Consider the following 17,043-nt stretch of genomic DNA (forward strand, 5'->3'; position numbering starts at 1 on the left):
TTCTTATCTAGTTGTTATTTAGGCTACGAGTATTTTGACTGTTCTATGTATGGTCAAAATACTTTAATAGCTAAATGTTATTTTAAGCGATACTTGTTCTATTGCCAACTATATTCCTCTTTCCATCTTAGTTATGGTGAAAAATAAAAAAGAGCTTTTCTAAAAAAGCTCCTAGTTCCTACTTAAGATATAAGTTACCCTTGTTTACTATTCCCTAATAAAACTTGGTTCGTTTTTTCACTTTGGAGTTGCTGTTCTGCTAACTCCCTATATAAACCATGTGTTTGTAAGAGGTCTTGATGAGAACCAGTTCCAGTAACTTCTCCCTGTTCTAAAACAACGATTTGATCCGCTTCCACTACTGTTGACAAACGGTGGGCAATCACTAAGGTCGTTCGCCCTTTCATAAGATTTTGAAGTGCCTTTTGAACAAGAAGTTCTGAAGCACTATCCAGATTTGAGGTTGCTTCATCTAATAAAAGTATTTTCGGGTTACGTATTAGAGCACGAGCAATGGCAATCCTTTGTCTTTGACCACCTGAAAGCTTAATACCCCTTTCACCTACTTCCGTATCGAACCCTTGAGGTAATCTTTCAATAAATTCAGCAGCATTAGCTAATTCAGCAGCCGTAATCACTTCTTGTTCAGAAACCCCCAGGTCTATACCATACTTAATATTGTCGCGAATCGTACCGGACATAATAGGACTTTCTTGAGAGACATAGCCAATTTGACTTCGCCATGAATGTAAATTTAACTCAGCGACATTCGTATCTCCAAGCGTGATTTCCCCATTTGTAGGATGGTAAAAGCGTTCAAGGAGAGCAAATAAAGTTGTTTTTCCACTTCCACTTGGACCAACAAAAGCGGTTGTTTTCCCCGTTGGTATATGAAGGTTTACATTCTTAATAATAGGCTCATTGTTTTTATATGAGAAAGATAGATTCTTAAAACGGATATCTTTTGATGGATTCGCAACTTGAATACCAGTGTGTGCATGTTCTTTCTCATTAGATAAAATCATTTGAATTCTCTCAGTAGCTCCCATTGCTTTTTGAAAGGAGGTAAAGAATGATGCCATTTGGCTAAAAGGAACGACAATTTGAAACATATAAATAATGATGGCCACTAATGAACCAGCAGTTAATGTACCAGAGGCCACCCTCACCCCTCCGTAACCAATTAAAATGATTAAGACAAGCATCATAATGAAAGTCATAAAAGGTGAAATAATCGCTTGTATTCGTGCTTCTTTTAAACCAAATTGGAAAAGGTGTGAAATTCCCTTTTCTCCTTTAGATTGTTCAGCATTTTCAGCATGATAGGCTTTAACAAGACGAATATCAGAAAGAACTCTACCTAAATTACCTGAAAACTTAGCCATCTCATCTTGAGTTGCTTTTGAGATTTTATACATTTTACGACCAAGAGGCATCAAGATGATTAGAGATAGAGGGACTGCCGTAATCATAATGATCGTCATTTTCCAGTCGATGAACAAAAGAATGGCAACAGCACCAATAATCGATATAATTCCTGTTACAAATGAAATTAAATGTTGAGTGATTAATGCTTTCACCGTATTCGTATCTTGTGTAACTCGGCTCATCGTTTCACCTGATTCGCTGGCATCAAAATAAGGGATAGGTAGGTAGAGAATATGCTTCCACAATTTCTTCCTTAAGCTAGCAACAATGGACTCTCCTATATAGGTCATAAAGTAAAAAGAGAATCCTCCAGAAATGGTTTGAATGATAAAGGCTAAAGCTAGTAGTAAGATAACAGAAGTTTCTAAAGCAGCAACGGCTAGCTGATCAACAAGTGACTTTGTAAATAAAGGAAGGATTAACCCCGCGGCTGTTTCAATTACGCTTAGAGAAATCGCAAAGATTAGAATCCATTTCGGTGGATTTGCATCCTTTAAAAGATTCCAAAAATCCTTGAAATGGGAGGAAGAATTCGTCATTTGTTTTTGTTTTTTCATCGCAAAAGTACCCCCTTTTAAATAAACTTTATTGAATATTTTATTGACATAAATACTCTCCTATAATCATGTTCCCCCTCATCATACAACCTCACGTTACGTTAGAATCAAGTAATTTATCTTAACAAGCCAAAAAAAAGAGACCGCATCACACACGGTCTCAGGTAAATTGATATTTTTTAAAAGAAAGTTAGTCCAACAGAGATTACCACTCCACTAATAACTAATGCTAATACGCAAAAGCCCATAATATCTTTTGCTTTCAGTCCAGCAATAGCTAGTGCTGGAAGTGCCCAGAATGGTTGAATAAGATTGGTCCAAGCATCTCCCCAAGCTACTGCCATAGCTGTTCTAGCATAGGAAACACCTAATTCCTTTGCGGCTTCAAGCATAACAGGAGCTTGAACAGCCCACTGGCCCCCACCTGATGGAACAAAGAAGTTCACTATTCCTGCACTTATAAAAGCAAAGAACGGGAATGTAGCTTCATTTGAGATAGAGACGAATGCTTCTGACATGACCTTAGCTAAGCCTGAAGCAGTCATCATGCCCATAATACCGGCGTAGAAAGGGAACTGTACAATAATTCCGCTTGCTCCTTTTACTGCATTTAATACAGCTTCAAGGAAACGCTTTGGAGTACCATGGAACATGATTCCTAAGAATAAAAATAAGAAATTAACAATATCTAAATTAAGCTTAAATCCATTTGTTGAGAAGTAATAAAATAAAAATACTAAACCAAATAACCCTGTAATTAAAGACACGATACGACTATTTTCTAGACGGTCAGCAGGAGTTAATGCTCCAGCTTCAATCGTTGCAGTTTGAACATCATCTTTTAGTAACATTGGGTCAACAATAACGGTTTCGTTTTTTGATGGCATCATGAGCCTATTTACTATTGGAATAATAACTAATAATGCTAAAACAATAACGACATTAAATGTAGCAAATATCGTTTGATCAGTAGAAATAATTCCAATTAATTCTTGTGAGAAATGGCCTTCTGTTGCGATGGTTAAAGGAATCGATCCAGAGAATCCACCATGCCAGATAAGGAACCCTGAGTAAGCGCTTGCAATTAACAGGCGATAATCAACATTTTGCACTTTTTTCGCTAACTCTTTTGCAAATAATGCTCCAATTACTAATCCGAATCCCCAGTTAATCCAGCTAGCAACCATCGATACTACTGTTACAATGATAATCGCTTGGCCAGGTGATTTAGCTATACTAGCAAGTGCCCCTAACCCCTTTTTAAAAGGAGCACTGCTAGCTAACACGTGGCCGGTTACTAATACAAGTACCATTTGCATCGAGAATGTTAGTAAGCTCCAAAACCCATTACCCCAGAATTGAACCATTTGATAAGGATTGCTTCCAGTAAAAATCAATCCAAGAACAAATACAACGAAGGTTAAAATAACAACAAATAAGAACGGGTCTGGCAAATATCGTTGCATGATTCTGTTAAAAAATGAAACTAATAATTTCATAATAATTCTCCTCCCTCTTCAGTAATCCCTTTGCTTGGTTTCCAATTAATGGACCTATATATTATTCTACAGTAAACAGTATATTCCTTTTATTCTGAAAAAAATTACAACTTGTACATGTTGTTAACTCTAAAGGACTTGCATAACAAACAAAATAAATGAATAAAATGAATGGTCCTAGACATGGCTGAATGGCCTAGAGAGGAGGAGCAAATATGTATCCTGTTTATCCTTATTACGGATACAAGAAAGAGAGTAAGAACGTTCCAATTGCTTTTCCACCCCAACATCAGAACATCCATCCAGGCTATGAATATGTTATGGTTCCAAGACCGATTTCAGAAGATCCAAACTACCTTGGGTCAGGAAAATTAAGGGGTAAAGTGGCTATTATAACAGGCGGTGATAGTGGAATTGGCCGCGCTGTTGCATATGCCTTCGTTAAAGAAGGAGCTAAGGTAGTTATTGTATACTTAAACGAACATCGAGACGCCAAGGAGACTGAGCAACGAATAAGGGAGTTAGGTGGGGAATCACTTTTAATCCCTATTGATATGAAGGAAGAACAGTCTTCTGAATATGTGGTCCAACAAACATTAAGGAGATTTGGAAAAATTGATATTGTACTCAATAATCATGCTGTACAATATGTCTCTGAAAATATTTTAGAAATAACAAAAGATCAGTTAGAGCGAACATTTCAAACCAATGTATTTGCTTATTTTTACTTAACAAAAGCCGTTCTTCCATACTTAAAGTCTGGAAGTTCCATTATCAATACTACTTCCATTACAGCCTATCAAGGACATAAGAAACTTATAGATTACTCGGCTACTAAAGGAGCTGTTGTTACTTTTACAAGATCACTTTCCCTTTCACTTGTGAATAAGGGAATACGTGTAAACGCCGTGGCACCTGGACCCATTTGGACCCCACTCATTCCTTCAAGTTTTAAGGAAAAGGACGTAATGAAATTTGGGGTTGATACACCAATGAAGAGAGCTGGCCAACCTTTTGAACTCGCACCTACTTATGTGTATCTTGCTTCTGATGAATCAAGATATGTTAGTGGTCAAGTCCTTCATGTAAACGGTGGTCAAATAGTAGGTTCATAGATTTTGTTGCCATTAATAAGTAATTTACCATAAAATGGACTTATTATAATTAGGGTGGTAATAATCTCATGACAACGGAATTGATAGTTGCAAAGGAATCAGAAAAGGAAACACTAAAAAACTTATATTCTTTATATTTACATGATCTTTCTTTATATTCGGAAGGTTTACAGCCAAATGAGAATGGCCTGTTCGAGTTCGATGCCTTTCATCTAATTTGGGAAAAAGAAGGGATTCATCCCTATTTGATAAAAGTCGATGGTCACTTAGCAGGGTTCTTCCTACTGCTGAGCGCCCCTTTAATGACAAAGGTAGATTACTGTATTAATGATTTCTTCTTACTTAATCAATATCGTGGGCAAGGAATAGGTGAACAAGCGTTAGACTTGCTATTTGAAACTCATCAAGGAAATTATTTTGTTGAGCAGCTAAAAAGTAATGAAAGAGCGGTTCAATATTGGAAAAAGATTTTTAAACGCTACGGATTCTCATATGAAGAAAAGCTAGAAGTAAAAGATGGAGAAGAGTGTGTAGGTCAGTTTTTTCAAGTTAGTTTAGCCACCTCTAAGTAAGTGAAATGTAAACGTGCATTTTTTATTGAAACAAGGGAGCCTAGGTGCGATAACTCTCATTATCGTGCACCTGGGCTCCCTTATTGTGCATTATCAAACATATTCTTATAACCTCATTCTAATTTAAACGATTCTCTTAAATCGGCTATAAAGAAGATAGATTAAAATGATATGAGTTAAAACGGCCACAGCCATATGCAACCAGTACTGTAGATAGGCAGATTGTAATGAGTAAAAGAATGCAGCAACTGTCCAAAATGGTGGAAGGATTCCCGCAAAGTACTTCCATCCACCATCAACAAAATAAAAGGCGAAAGGAACTAATAATAGAATACTAGCAACTTTTGATACAGCGAGCCCTTCAACCTTATTTTTAGCCATACCAGCAACAAATAATGCAACTAGTGGTGCTTTTAATGCTAACAACAGTATGATTGGCAGAAAGGACCATGTAATAACATCATGATATCCTGCAATGCTTAAGGCGACAATGGTTAGCAAAGAGTTAATGACAACAGGTGCACCCAACCGATACATCAGATAGCCGTCTTTAGATAACGGAGTGATAGACACATAGGTAAGGATGTCCTCGTCCTGCTCGTCTAAAATAATGAAAGCTGCGAATAATCCTTGCATAACAGGTACGGTAAGTATAAAACGATCGTTAATAAGTCTGTATATGCCATCAAATCAAACCCAAACCGTTCTTCAATGAGAACAGAGACTAAAGGTATTCCGTAGCCAAATAAAATAGCTAAGAAAATCGGTGCTACAATAGATACGATTAGCATGAAGTCGCGAAACACATATTTTAGATCGAAAAGGGTCAGAGCAAGAATTTTCTTCATTTTTCTATCCCCCTATCCGCAAAATGATATGTTTGTAGAAGCTATTGTATGATAGCTTATAGGTGATGAAGATGGCTAATAGCAGCATCGTTATTGAGTATATCCACTCAGGAAATGATAAAGATGTAAAGACCCCTTCCATAAGCAATAATCCAGCTTTACCAGGAATGAAATAAAGAATAGGTGATTCCCAAACTTTCAAAACTTCTAGTACAGGTAGGAAAAAAACAGTAACAAACAAAGGCGAAATCATCAAATATTGATTAATAGACTTTACTTGTACAGCAAATATGAAGCCTAGTAAGCTTGCAAATATTGAATTCAATCCTACTCCTAGTATCAGTAGTGGCAGTCTCCAGGAAAGTCCAAATGATAACCCAAATATAATCAAACTCGAAATTATGGATAATACCCCTAAAGAGACGACTTTAGACCAAATAAACTCTGAAACACGTATGGGAGTAACAAATAAATGGTCATAAATGCCTTGATCTTTTTCTAGTAAAATAATGCCTCCAATGAAAAACGAGCCGAGAAAAGAACAATCGGAAAATAGTAAAAACATGGCCGTTTGTTCCTTTACGCCTAAAGGAATCCAATATAGCAGTAAAATATATAACATGCTTACAATTAGGTAGGCGTAATATAGATAGTGTCGAAACTGAAACGTAATATCAGCTTTAATGGAAGACACTAGTCTCATAACAAACTCCTTCCGGTCACTTCAATAAAAATATCCTCTAATGAAGCTTCCTGTGTATGAATGGTTTTGATTTGATCGGTCTGAAGTAATGACTGAAACAGCTCGCTACTTTTTAACTCCCTTAATAAAAATTCTTTTACTTCTGTCTGGCCTTCTGCTTCAAACTCAACTTGAACGGTTTTCTTCCCCTTTTGTAGCTTCAATTCCTTCGGTGAATCTATCAAACTAATTTTTCCATCAACAATAAAAGCAACACGATCACAAATTTCCTCAGCTAGCATCATATTATGTGTGGTTATCACAACCGTTTTTCCTTCATTTTTAAGCGCCAGAATTTTCTCTCTCATCACTTTGGAGTTAACAGGATCCAGTCCTGAGGTTGGTTCATCTAAGAAAATTAAATCAGGTTTATTTATGAGCGCACGACAGAAATTCAAGCGCATCTTCATCCCCTTTGAAAAAGCAGATACTTTTGTGGCATGATCTTTTTCTAAACCAACCGAACGAAGAAGTTCTAAAGGTTCAATCGTTTCAACTGAATACAGTCGACCAAAGTGCTGTAAATTCTCCAGGGCTGAGAATTTGCTATAAAAGTTTGGGAATTCAAAGGCCACACCTATTTTTTCATAATAATCTTGTTTAAGGGTTTTCAATTCAGATCCCATTACTTTAACGGAACCTTCGTAACCTTTAAGAAGACCAATTAATATTTTCTGGGTTGTACTCTTACCAGCTCCAGATGGTCCTAGAAAGCCAAAGATTTCCCCCTTCTGAATAGAAAAATTAATATTCTTAATGGTTTGAGTCTTTTTCCCGGGATATGAATACTGTAAATTTCTTACCTCTATCATGATTTATCATCCTTGAAAATTTGGTTGGAGATGGCTTCTGCTAAAAATTCTATGGCAGAATCATAGGTGGCTTCGCCTATTTCTTTTTTATGAAGGACCATAATAAAGAAGCCTCTAATTGCCCCGCTTATTTGTTCCTCTTTGCCCTCTCCAATTCCAAATGAACGAAGCAAAGGCTTTAATAAATCTTCATCATTTTTTATATGTGCCTCAACGATTTTCTCTGGAAGCTTTCGTATTAAAAGTTCTAACTCTCCTTCAAAATACAAGCGACGGATTAAAGGGTTTACTGAAATTAAGTTTATTCCCTTCAATAGAAAATCTTTAAAATGTTTAGCATTCATCGGCAGTACCAGTTCACTTAGTAAGCTTTTTTTAATTGCCTCTTCTTCACGTTCTAAGATTCGAAAATACAATTCTTCCTTAGATTGAAAAAACAAATAAAAGGATCCTTGTGCAATTCCAACTGAATCCGTTAACTCTTTAATACTAGTCTTTTTTAAACCATGGGCAGAGAATAATTCCTTCCCCTTATCAAATAATTGAGATTGGATTTGTTCTCTTTCTATTTCTGTGAAACCACGCATCTAATCACCCTCATTATGAATATATGAATATTTTATTTTTTCATTCATATAAAGATAGTAACATACACACCATAATATGGAAAAGGTATATTTGGTAAAGAATTTTCGACAATAGCTTATAGGAGAATATCAACCATTGAGGCCATAAAGAGTAAAAATTAGATTATTGTTTTGGGAACTCCTACAATAGATATAATAGGAAAGATTCAAATAAAGTGATGAAGGTGATTATGTCACTTTAACAAATGAAGAAAGTGGAGTGGGAGAAGCCATTCTATTAGCCATTCAAGAGTAGGAGGAGAAAAATGAGGAAACTTTTTACCTTATTGCTATTTGTTCTATTTTTAATGGGTTGTTCACATAATCAAAAACCGGGTAGCGTCAATCAAGAGGATAAAGAAGTGAGTTCCCCTAGGCAGAATGTAGAGGTAGTGGCGGAGAATCTAAAGATTCCTTGGGCAATCAATAAAATAGATGACAATTTTTATGTAAGCGAGCGAACGGGAAGTATTGTTGAAGTAAAAGATAATCAATTAAAACGCCAAAAGGTAGTACTTGAAAAGCCTCTTTCTACTGCTGCAGAGGCAGGATTATTAGGTTTTGTTCTTTCTCCTGATTTCTCAAGCACACAGCAAGCGTATGCCTATTATACATATGAGAACAATGGGAAGCAGTATAATAGAATCGTTATTTTAACCTTTGATGGAACAGCTTGGAAGGAAGGAAAACTCCTAATCGATCGGATTCCTAGCGGTCAATATCACCATGGTGGCCGATTAGCGATTGGTCCTGATCAAAAGTTATATGCAACAACGGGGGATGCTACAGAACCTGATCTTGCTCAAGATAAACAGTCTTTAGGTGGTAAAATACTAAGAATGAACCTAGATGGCTTTATTCCAAGTGATAATCCCTTTGGAGATTCTTATGTCTATAGTGTTGGTCACCGTAATCCTCAAGGTTTAGCTTGGACAAGTGAAGGGATTCTTTATGCGAGTGAACATGGTCCATCTGCACACGATGAAATCAATCAGATACAAGCAGGTAAAAACTATGGATGGCCAGTCATCCAAGGAGACGAAGCGAAGCAAGGAATGGAAACCCCCTTGTTTCAATCAGGCAATGACTTTACTTGGGCTCCATCAGGGCTGAAGGCTTACAATAACAAGTTATATGTCGCTACCTTAAGAGGAAATGCCGTTAGAGAATTTGACTTAAAGACGGGAAAATCAAGAGAAGTCATCTCAGGACTAGGACGGATTCGAGATATTTATATTGAAGGAAATACCATATACTTTGTTAGCAACAATACAGATGGGCGAGGAACTCCACAGCCTAATGATGATAAACTTTATAAAATTCAGCTAGAGGACTTGTAGTTCTTCTCTAAAATCTCCAAAAAATAAGGCTTGGTTTCTCACCAAGCCTTACCTTTTTGGAGAAAGTCCATGCATAATAAAGCGAATCGTTTCCTCGATTTCTGTTTCATCATCCCAGTCCACTTCAGGAAAGATTAAGTTTCTGGCAATGAGATATCCAAAAATACTAGAGGCAGCCATGCGTATGACTCGAGTAGGCGGGAGATCGATAATTTGGCCCTTTTCTTGATAGTGCTCAACAATCTGTTTAAAGCGATCATAGACTTTTAAAACAATATGTTCTTTAAACTGCTCTTTCAGTTCCGGCTGGAAAGGAATCTCTTGAATTAAGATTTTAAAAAGATCCATATTATTATTTAAAAACTTTAAACGATTTTCAATCATTGCTCTCAAGAAATCTTCAAATCGGTCATATTTCTGATTTAAAACTTTGTTTAAATCTTTGATAACAAAAGGTGCAAGTAGCTTCGCCATCATGGGTGCAACGATAAATAACAAAAGGTCTTTTTTGGTTTTATAGTGTCTAAAAATGGTTCCCTCAGCGACTCCTGCCTTTTTAGCAATCTCACTTGTAGATGTAGATGCATATCCTTTTTCAGCAAAAGACTCAATCGCAGCAATAATGATTTTTTTTTGTTTTTCTGTTAAGTCATCTTCGGAATCGAAGAGTTGTTCAATTAATTTTTCTTGGTCTGACATGTTTAACCCCTTTGTTTGTTACAGTAATTAATTATATTTTACGATACTTTCTTAAAGCTAAGATATTTAAAATCATAAAAAAGCAGGAAAAACCGAAAAGAACAAGTAAATTTATATAAATATCTTCTAAACCGTATCCTCTAACCATAACATCACGAAGGGCTTCTGCCGCGTAATAGAGCGGTGTTAACACACCAATCCAGTTTAGCCATTCTGATATGGTCTCTAAATTAAACAATCCTGAAAAAAAGATTTGCGGTACGATTACGATAGGGATGAACTGAATCATTTGAAGTTCATTATTAGCAAAAGCAGAAAGTAAGATACCTAATGTTAAGGCAGTTAAAGATAAAAGCAAGGTAATTAATAGAACATAAATAAAACTACCTTCCATAATCATTCCTAAAACATAAATGGCATAAGCTGCAATGATGGTTGCTTGAATGGTAGTAAATATCCCAAATCCAATCACATAACCTAACACAATCTCAGACTTTCTAAGGGGACTCGATAATAATCTTTCAAGCGTCCCTGTCGTTCTTTCTCGTAAAAACGACACTCCTGCAATAAGGAATACAAAAAAGAATACGAAAAATCCAAGAAGCACAGGTCCGAAATAATCAAACTGTCTCATATCACTGGAACCATGTAAGAAGTTAACGTCTGGTATAGTAGCTTGCTCGTTGGGTTGTAATGGTTTTAAAGCTCCTTCAAACCACTTCATCGTTGCTCCGTTCACACTTGGGTCACTACCCTCTAAAAAAATGGACACTTTTTGATCTTTAAATAAAAGATATCCGTCTAATTCTTTTGCGGAAAGATCTTCTTCAGCGTCTTTTAATTGCTCATAAGTGGTTACTTCCGCGTGACTTAAGTCTAACTGACTTTCAATCAATTCAGGAACTTGGACAAGCCCAACCTTTGGAACGTAATCATCTCCGTTAAAAACTAAATGGAGCATAGTTAATACAAGAATAGGAGCCACTATTAGTAGAGCCATCGTGCGCTTATCACGAAATATTTGTCTTAAGATTCTTATGACTAAAGCTTTAATTCTCACGTTTAACACCTCCATATACTAGAAAAGCTTCTTCAATGTTAGAGGAATTTGATTGGGCTTTTAACTCTTCGGGTGTGCCTACAGCAATGAGTTTTCCGTCACGAATCATTCCTAATCGGTCACATTTTTCAGCTTCATCCATAACATGGGTAGTTACGATGATCGTAGTTCCCTCTTTCTTTAATTCATAGAAAGCATCCCAAATACTCTTTCTTAAAACAGGGTCAATACCGACAGTCGGTTCATCTAGTATTAGCAGTTCTGGCTCATGCAATAGAGCAATAGCCAAGGACAGTCTTCTCTTCATTCCACCTGAATAGTTGGATATTAATTTGTTCATGTGTTCAGTCAATTCAACTACCCTCATGACTGTATCCATTCTTTCCTTTCGCTTTCTCCCAGTTAGACCATAAAGTGATGCGAAAAATTCTAGATTTTCTTTCGCAGATAATTCTCCATATAAAGCATCTGATTGTGCCATATAGCCCACTCTTTCGATCAGCTTGAGTGAGGGAACTTTCTGTTGAAACAAATAATTTTCACCAGAGGTTGGTAAATCAAGTCCGACTAACTGTTTAACCAGTGTTGTTTTTCCAGCCCCGGATGGTCCTAAAAGACCGAATATTTCACCCTTGAAAATATCTAGATTAATATTCACTAAGACTTGTTGTGTACCAAATGCTTTAGAAACATCTTTAATTGATACAAGTGCCATTTTATTCGCCTCCTTTTAAAGAGTGAGTAATCACTCATTATTATCATATGCTGATTTCTGAAAAATGTAAAGTGAGTAATCACTCACTTTTGCAAGTTTGGAATTTAAACTAATAAGTTACTGTTCTAGGAAAGAAAAAAATAGCAAGGACAACTCCTTGCTATTTTCCCTATATTTTTAACATTGTACGTACAATCGGCGTTAATCCGCTAACGATAAATTCAACAGCGATAACCATAACAATGAGCCCCATTAAACGCATTAAAATATTATTTCCGGTCTCACCGAGTAAGTCGTAAATTTTAGTAGAGTTTAAAAGAATGAGATATGTAGCTAAACAAACAATGAATATAACCGCAATGAGTATACCCTTTAAGGCATAATTCCCCACCGCTGTGTCCATCATTAAAATGGCATTTGTAATTGCACCAGGCCCACAAATCATTGGGATAGCTAGTGGAGTAATGGAAATATCATTTGTATAACTTTTGACTTCTTTTTCTGAGATTTTTGTTTTTACTAGACGAGCTTGTAGCATATCTTGTCCCATTAAAAAGAAGATCACTCCTCCAACAACTTTTAAACTATTAATCGTTATTCCAAAAAATTTAAATATTAATTGTCCCGTAATAGCAAATAAAATAAGGATGATAAAAGAGACAATGGTTGCTTTTAGAGCTGTCTTTTTCTTCATCTCCTGATCTAGTTCTGCTGTCATCGTTAAGTAAATAGGCATAACACCTAATGGATTGATTAATGTAAAGAATGATGTTAAAGCTAGGATTGCAAAGGCAAAATACTCGTTCATAGAAACCTCCATTTTTAAGAGAATCGTATATAGTATAGCAAGAAATGGTAGTGGAATAGGGATTTATTTTTATGAATGGAAAAACAACTACTCTACTAAATAATCAAGTATAATAGGAATAGTTGTTGATAAAGGAGACGGTAAAGGGTGAATATCCATACTTTTAATCCTGAAGAAAAGATAAGAGAAATAAAAAGGAATTTCTATTTAGATACGTTCCATATTACTGACTGGAGTATTCGTCAAATAATCTCACCTTTAAAAGAGACATCATATGTTTTAAATATAGAATTCTATCCGCCAAATCAAACATACGAAAAAGGGGGAGACTTCAATCCTGATGGTACCGTTATTATTGAATGGGAAATCAACTTAAACTTGTTAAAAACGTTCATAATTGTCGGTGGATTAGATAAGAGAGAGATTCCTAAGAATGAAAAGGACCCTCAAATAATAGTGAACGACTGGTTGGATTGCTGGCTAGGCGTGAAAATAGAGGATTTAAAACTAGAATTTAAAAAGGAATCGGAAAACGAGACTGAATTTAGTTACCGCTCGGTATTGAATCATATACTCGTTTATCCATCAGGCAATATAGTTATTAAAGTTAATGAACGAGGAAACATTACTTTTTATTCTATATACGGATTACTTCCATCTCTATATTTCTTGAATTTTGACGGAGGAATAGAGACTTTTCTTGGAGACATAGGTAAGATAAGCAGAGAACGACTTGGAAGAATAGCAATGCCTAAAATGGATTCAAAAGGTCGATTAACTTATGAGCTTTACTACGGTATCGAGGAAACTTTTATAGATGCAAAAGGGGAATGGAGTCATTCTTATGATGTGTTACAAAAAGACGGGTATCAAGTAAACGTAGAAATGACTCTAGAGTGGCATGAAAAAGATGAGTTACTTAAAGCAAAAATCAATATTCAACCTTTGGACAAGCTCTTTAGTCAATTTAATGAAAGAGTGAGCTTTCATTCTAACCACCCAAGTCAGCCTATTCATCCAGATTTAGAACCAATAGATACTGAGCTTGAACAAAATATTATTCTGCTAATTAAAAGCTACTTAAAAGATAAAGGGACTGAATCGGGAGAGTATATTTTACAAACTTTAGTCAGAGAACAAGGAATGATCCTTGCTATGATTCTTCCAATCAATTCAGATCTTAAAGAGACGAAGAAGAAATTTATTTTTATCAACCCAAAAGAACTTGAGATTGTTCAAATAATGGAAAAGCCGTTAGGAACAGAAAGTAAAATAAATGTCCTAATTCATCTGTCAGAAGAAGACGCACTAAAAAAACTGGAGAAGCATATCACTTTAAGCCCTTATTATGTATTTATTAAAAAGGAGCAACCATTAAAGAAAATGTTTTTAATCGATTGCCCTGTACTTGTCCATTGTCAAACAGGTGAAATATACGAATAAATAGAGGTGAAATAATGGCAGATTTCAGAGTTTATGCGATTATCCGTAAACCAGTAGAAGATGTATTTAATTACGCCGTTAATTTAGAAAATGCTCCAAAGTTTATGCCTTTTGTAAAGAAGACGGTGAAATCAACAAATGAGCCTATCCAAAAAGGGAGTAAGTTCATTGAAACGAGATTGATTCGTGGGAAAGAAACGAAGGCAGAATTAGAGCTGACTGAGTATAATCCAAATCATTCCTATACGGTTGTAAACGCTGCTAATGGATTAGTGACAACCTATCACTATATTTTTGAAGAAATTGAAGAGGGAACTCAGGCTGAGTTACAGGTAGCGGTTAATCCTAAAGGACTTTTTAGTTTTTTAACTAAGAAAGCATTAGTAAATATTATCAAAAAAGAAGATGGCCATCAGTTGGGTTATCTTAAAGATGTTCTGGAAGAAGAGTAAAAAGAGTTCGCACACCTGCGAACTCTTTTCTGTTTTATATGTCCACATTTGGCTGTCATTTAAATTTATAAGTCCAAAAACGTTCATTTTGAATCCATGCTAGAGCTTGTGGGTCATTATTCTTTAGTTTCTCAGCCATTTCAGCCGCCATCAGCTGAGTTTGTGATTTATGTGCTTTGATTGTTTCTAGTTTGATTTCTGTCACCGCACTTACATTGTGCTGAACATCTGGTTCTCCTAGCTCATCTACACAGTTCTTCGAAAAAGCAACACAGTGTAACTTTGGTCTCTTATTTTCAGGAATTTGCTCTATGGCTCTTACCACTGCTCGACCTGTAGCGTCGTGGTCAGGGTGAACAGAATAACCAGGATAAAAAGTAATCACTAAAGAAGGATTAACATCAGCAATGATCTCAGCCATATGATTAGCTAGTTTGACTTCATCCTCAAACTCTACCGTTTTATCGCGGTATCCCAGCATTCTTAAATCATTTATTCCTAAAATAGAAGCTGCATTTTGTAGCTCTTGCTTACGAATTTTCGGAAGAGATTCACGAGTAGCAAAAGGAGGATTTCCCATGTTTCTTCCCATTTCCCCTAATGTTAGACAAGCATATGTAACAGGGGTTCCGTTTTTAACATGGGTAGCAATCGTTCCAGAAACACCAAAAGCTTCATCATCTGGATGTGGAAATATAACTAATAGTTGACGCTCTTTTTCCATCATTAAAACTCCTTTCGTTCTAGTTCCTAACGGCATACTTGCCTTTAACTGAATGACTTTTTATACTCTTTATTAGTTTTACCAGATATGGTTATTCAAAAGGGGATTCGCTAATTTGTAAGGCTACGGCCAATTTCCCTTGATGATCATGGCCAGCCATTAACAATCTGCCTTGTGAATCAACCTCATAGTGGGTAATTCCTTCAGCATAAATCCATCCAATCTCAAGCTTTAACCCGATTCTATATGGATGATCACCAGTAATTTTTCCATGCTCAAACTGCACTTTAGCATTTCGAATAAAGGCACCTGATGAAAAGAAAGATTCATTAAAATGAGAGGCATATGCTCCGTTTGTTGTTTCAAGATGGATGTACACATCATGCTTAGATAATCGATTTAGCTCCTTTTGAACTGCATCTACATTCACTACTTCCATGTAAAAGCCTCCTTATGCCTATAATTTTTATGAGAAACAATGTGTTTGTTTGAATTCGAGACATTATTTGACTACTCTCATCTTACTAAAAAAAGATTGAAAAAGCGAAATAGTTAGCTTAGATTTGAAGAATTAACTAACAAAAAACAGAGCCCAGTCTGAGCTCTGTTTTCATCATCCTTATTGAGTTACTTTTTCCATTTTTAAGTTACGATATGCTCCATGGTTTGTTGGTCCTACATACTCGTTCAATGGGAATCCGTTTGAAATCGCAGCTGTAATAAATTCTTTTGCCACTTGAACCGCTTCTAACACAGATTTTCCTTTAGCTAATTCTGCTGTGATAGCTGAGGAATATGTACATCCAGCACCGTGAGTATAAGTAGTGGCAACTTTCTCACTTTCAAATAGCGTAAATTCTGTACCATCAAATAATAAATCTACAGCCATTTCATGATTAACTTTACTACCGCCTTTAATAAGGACATATTTTGCCCCTAGCTCATGAATTTTTACTGCAGCTTCTTTCATATCATCAATAGTTTTAATAGGGCCAGTCTTCGCTAACTGCCATGCTTCAAACAAGTTAGGAGTAACAACAGTTGCTTTAGGAACTAGTATTTCGCGTAATGCTTCCGTTGTTTCCGGATGAAGGACTTCATCTTCTCCTTTACATACCATTACAGGGTCTACAACAACATTAGTAAGATTATTTTCCTCAATTACTTTTGCTGCTAGTTCGATAATCTCTACAGATCCAAGCATTCCCGTTTTCATAGCGTCTATTCCAACAGAAAGAATCGTATCTAGTTGTGCTTCTAGCGTCTCAATGGCTTGAGGAAACACATTATGGTGCCAATGGTTTTTTGGATCCATCGTTACGATGGTCGTTAAAGCTGTCATCCCGTATACACCAAGTTCTTGAAACGTTTTTAAGTCAGCTTGGATACCTGCTCCTCCACTTGTATCAGAGCCAGCAATAGTCATTACTTTTTTCATATGTAACATCCTTTCCAGTTTTTTATCTAGGTAATTATGAAAATATTTAGTCGAGATTGGAGTTTCTACTAGTCTTTTTAACATTTATTGCCTATTATGTATGTAGAAAATGTCTAAGTTATCATAGAAATCATTTACTCCACCCTAAATTATAAAGGTATAGGT

At 36.0% G+C, this 17,043-nt stretch carries 17 protein-coding genes and 1 pseudogene; 5 read left to right on the top strand and 13 right to left on the bottom strand.

The features are described 5' to 3' along the window. Positions 1-194: 194 nt before the first annotated feature. Positions 195-1,985 (bottom strand): ABC transporter ATP-binding protein, encoded by a 1,791-nt coding sequence (locus SM124_RS08155; RefSeq protein WP_322446022.1) that lies wholly within the window; start codon positions 1,983-1,985, stop codon positions 195-197. Between the two features lie 179 nt (positions 1,986-2,164). After that, positions 2,165-3,484 (bottom strand): short-chain fatty acid transporter, encoded by a 1,320-nt coding sequence (locus tag SM124_RS08160; protein WP_322446023.1) that lies wholly within the window; start codon positions 3,482-3,484, stop codon positions 2,165-2,167. A 215-nt stretch (positions 3,485-3,699) separates the two neighbouring features. Here SM124_RS08160 and SM124_RS08165 point away from each other — a divergent pair, with 215 nt between their 5' ends. Beyond that, on the top strand, positions 3,700-4,599 hold the full coding sequence (locus SM124_RS08165; protein ID WP_322446024.1) for an SDR family oxidoreductase: 900 nt from the start codon (positions 3,700-3,702) through the stop codon (positions 4,597-4,599). 68 nt (positions 4,600-4,667) lie between these two features. Continuing rightward, a complete protein-coding gene (locus tag SM124_RS08170) occupies positions 4,668-5,171 on the top strand; it encodes a GNAT family N-acetyltransferase (protein WP_322446025.1) in 504 nt (167 codons plus the stop codon). Positions 5,172-5,294: 123 nt separating this feature from the next. Here SM124_RS08170 and SM124_RS24165 read toward each other — a convergent pair. The 4 genes and pseudogenes from SM124_RS24165 to SM124_RS08195 form a co-directional block, all read right to left on the bottom strand. Then, positions 5,295-6,019, bottom strand: a pseudogene (locus SM124_RS24165) (Rv2686c family ABC transporter permease subunit). A gap of 4 nt (positions 6,020-6,023) precedes the next feature. Beyond that, positions 6,024-6,722 carry a fluoroquinolone export ABC transporter permease subunit gene (locus tag SM124_RS08185; RefSeq protein WP_322446028.1) on the bottom strand — a complete coding sequence of 233 codons (699 nt, stop codon included), beginning with the start codon at positions 6,720-6,722 and terminating at the stop codon, positions 6,024-6,026. After that, positions 6,719-7,573: an ABC transporter ATP-binding protein gene (locus SM124_RS08190; protein ID WP_322446029.1), complete on the bottom strand. Its 855-nt coding sequence runs from the start codon at positions 7,571-7,573 to the stop codon at positions 6,719-6,721. Before SM124_RS08190 ends, SM124_RS08185 begins: the two co-directional genes overlap by 4 nt. Continuing rightward, a complete protein-coding gene (locus SM124_RS08195) occupies positions 7,570-8,160 on the bottom strand; it encodes a TetR/AcrR family transcriptional regulator (RefSeq protein ID WP_322446030.1) in 591 nt (196 codons plus the stop codon). The genes SM124_RS08190 and SM124_RS08195 overlap by 4 nt, the downstream gene beginning before the upstream one ends. Before the next feature lie 305 nt (positions 8,161-8,465). Between SM124_RS08195 and SM124_RS08200 the strand changes: the two genes are divergently transcribed. Next, on the top strand, positions 8,466-9,539 hold the full coding sequence (locus tag SM124_RS08200; protein WP_322446031.1) for a PQQ-dependent sugar dehydrogenase: 1,074 nt from the start codon (positions 8,466-8,468) through the stop codon (positions 9,537-9,539). A gap of 48 nt (positions 9,540-9,587) precedes the next feature. Here SM124_RS08200 and SM124_RS08205 read toward each other — a convergent pair whose 3' ends face one another. The 4 genes from SM124_RS08205 to SM124_RS08220 all read right to left on the bottom strand — a co-directional run bounded on the left by SM124_RS08205 (position 9,588) and on the right by SM124_RS08220 (position 12,821). Continuing rightward, positions 9,588-10,238, bottom strand: a complete 651-nt coding sequence (locus SM124_RS08205; RefSeq protein ID WP_322446032.1) for a TetR/AcrR family transcriptional regulator — start codon at positions 10,236-10,238, stop codon at positions 9,588-9,590. Between the two features lie 31 nt (positions 10,239-10,269). Continuing rightward, the gene (locus SM124_RS08210) at positions 10,270-11,298 is read right to left on the bottom strand and encodes an ABC transporter permease (protein WP_322446033.1); all 1,029 of its coding nucleotides are present in this window, start codon (positions 11,296-11,298) and stop codon (positions 10,270-10,272) included. Beyond that, the gene (locus SM124_RS08215) at positions 11,288-12,013 is read right to left on the bottom strand and encodes an ABC transporter ATP-binding protein (RefSeq protein WP_322446034.1); all 726 of its coding nucleotides are present in this window, start codon (positions 12,011-12,013) and stop codon (positions 11,288-11,290) included. The genes SM124_RS08210 and SM124_RS08215 overlap by 11 nt, the downstream gene beginning before the upstream one ends. Before the next feature lie 169 nt (positions 12,014-12,182). Continuing rightward, positions 12,183-12,821 carry a MarC family protein gene (locus SM124_RS08220; protein WP_322446035.1) on the bottom strand — a complete coding sequence of 213 codons (639 nt, stop codon included), beginning with the start codon at positions 12,819-12,821 and terminating at the stop codon, positions 12,183-12,185. A gap of 147 nt (positions 12,822-12,968) precedes the next feature. On the opposite strand from SM124_RS08220, the gene SM124_RS08225 reads away from it, so the two are divergent. Next, positions 12,969-14,264, top strand: a complete 1,296-nt coding sequence (locus tag SM124_RS08225) for a hypothetical protein (RefSeq protein ID WP_322446036.1) — start codon at positions 12,969-12,971, stop codon at positions 14,262-14,264. Positions 14,265-14,278: 14 nt separating this feature from the next. Further along, on the top strand, positions 14,279-14,716 hold the full coding sequence (locus tag SM124_RS08230; protein WP_322446037.1) for an SRPBCC family protein: 438 nt from the start codon (positions 14,279-14,281) through the stop codon (positions 14,714-14,716). Between the two features lie 55 nt (positions 14,717-14,771). On the opposite strand, the gene bshB2 is transcribed toward SM124_RS08230, so the two are convergent. The 3 genes from bshB2 to pdxK form a co-directional block, all read right to left on the bottom strand. Next, positions 14,772-15,440 carry a bacillithiol biosynthesis deacetylase BshB2 gene (gene bshB2, locus SM124_RS08235; protein WP_322446288.1) on the bottom strand — a complete coding sequence of 223 codons (669 nt, stop codon included), beginning with the start codon at positions 15,438-15,440 and terminating at the stop codon, positions 14,772-14,774. 91 nt (positions 15,441-15,531) lie between these two features. Beyond that, positions 15,532-15,879: a YojF family protein gene (locus SM124_RS08240; protein WP_322446038.1), complete on the bottom strand. Its 348-nt coding sequence runs from the start codon at positions 15,877-15,879 to the stop codon at positions 15,532-15,534. A 180-nt stretch (positions 15,880-16,059) separates the two neighbouring features. After that, positions 16,060-16,878, bottom strand: a complete 819-nt coding sequence (pdxK, locus tag SM124_RS08245; protein ID WP_322446039.1) for a pyridoxine/pyridoxal/pyridoxamine kinase — start codon at positions 16,876-16,878, stop codon at positions 16,060-16,062. Positions 16,879-17,043 lie beyond the last annotated feature (165 nt).

It is taken from the genome of Robertmurraya mangrovi (genome assembly GCF_034427655.1).
GTDB classification, from domain to species: domain Bacteria; phylum Bacillota; class Bacilli; order Bacillales; family Cytobacillaceae; genus Robertmurraya_A; species Robertmurraya_A mangrovi.

Excerpts from the sequence above, each read along its gene's own strand:
- SM124_RS08170 (WP_322446025.1), top strand. The coding sequence starts at position 4,668 with ATGACAACGGAATTGATAGTTGCAAAGGAATCAGAAAAGGAAACACTA.
- SM124_RS08215 (WP_322446034.1), bottom strand. The coding sequence starts at position 12,013 with ATGGCACTTGTATCAATTAAAGATGTTTCTAAAGCATTTGGTACACAA.
- pdxK (WP_322446039.1), bottom strand. The coding sequence starts at position 16,878 with ATGAAAAAAGTAATGACTATTGCTGGCTCTGATACAAGTGGAGGAGCA.
- SM124_RS08195 (WP_322446030.1), bottom strand. The coding sequence starts at position 8,160 with ATGCGTGGTTTCACAGAAATAGAAAGAGAACAAATCCAATCTCAATTA.
- SM124_RS08185 (WP_322446028.1), bottom strand. The coding sequence starts at position 6,722 with ATGAGACTAGTGTCTTCCATTAAAGCTGATATTACGTTTCAGTTTCGA.
- SM124_RS08220 (WP_322446035.1), bottom strand. The coding sequence starts at position 12,821 with ATGAACGAGTATTTTGCCTTTGCAATCCTAGCTTTAACATCATTCTTT.
- SM124_RS08200 (WP_322446031.1), top strand. The coding sequence starts at position 8,466 with ATGAGGAAACTTTTTACCTTATTGCTATTTGTTCTATTTTTAATGGGT.
- SM124_RS08240 (WP_322446038.1), bottom strand. The coding sequence starts at position 15,879 with ATGGAAGTAGTGAATGTAGATGCAGTTCAAAAGGAGCTAAATCGATTA.
- SM124_RS08165 (WP_322446024.1), top strand. The coding sequence starts at position 3,700 with ATGTATCCTGTTTATCCTTATTACGGATACAAGAAAGAGAGTAAGAAC.
- bshB2 (WP_322446288.1), bottom strand. The coding sequence starts at position 15,440 with ATGGAAAAAGAGCGTCAACTATTAGTTATATTTCCACATCCAGATGAT.
- SM124_RS08155 (WP_322446022.1), bottom strand. The coding sequence starts at position 1,985 with ATGAAAAAACAAAAACAAATGACGAATTCTTCCTCCCATTTCAAGGAT.
- SM124_RS08230 (WP_322446037.1), top strand. The coding sequence starts at position 14,279 with ATGGCAGATTTCAGAGTTTATGCGATTATCCGTAAACCAGTAGAAGAT.
- SM124_RS08190 (WP_322446029.1), bottom strand. The coding sequence starts at position 7,573 with ATGATAGAGGTAAGAAATTTACAGTATTCATATCCCGGGAAAAAGACT.
- SM124_RS08205 (WP_322446032.1), bottom strand. The coding sequence starts at position 10,238 with ATGTCAGACCAAGAAAAATTAATTGAACAACTCTTCGATTCCGAAGAT.
- SM124_RS08160 (WP_322446023.1), bottom strand. The coding sequence starts at position 3,484 with ATGAAATTATTAGTTTCATTTTTTAACAGAATCATGCAACGATATTTG.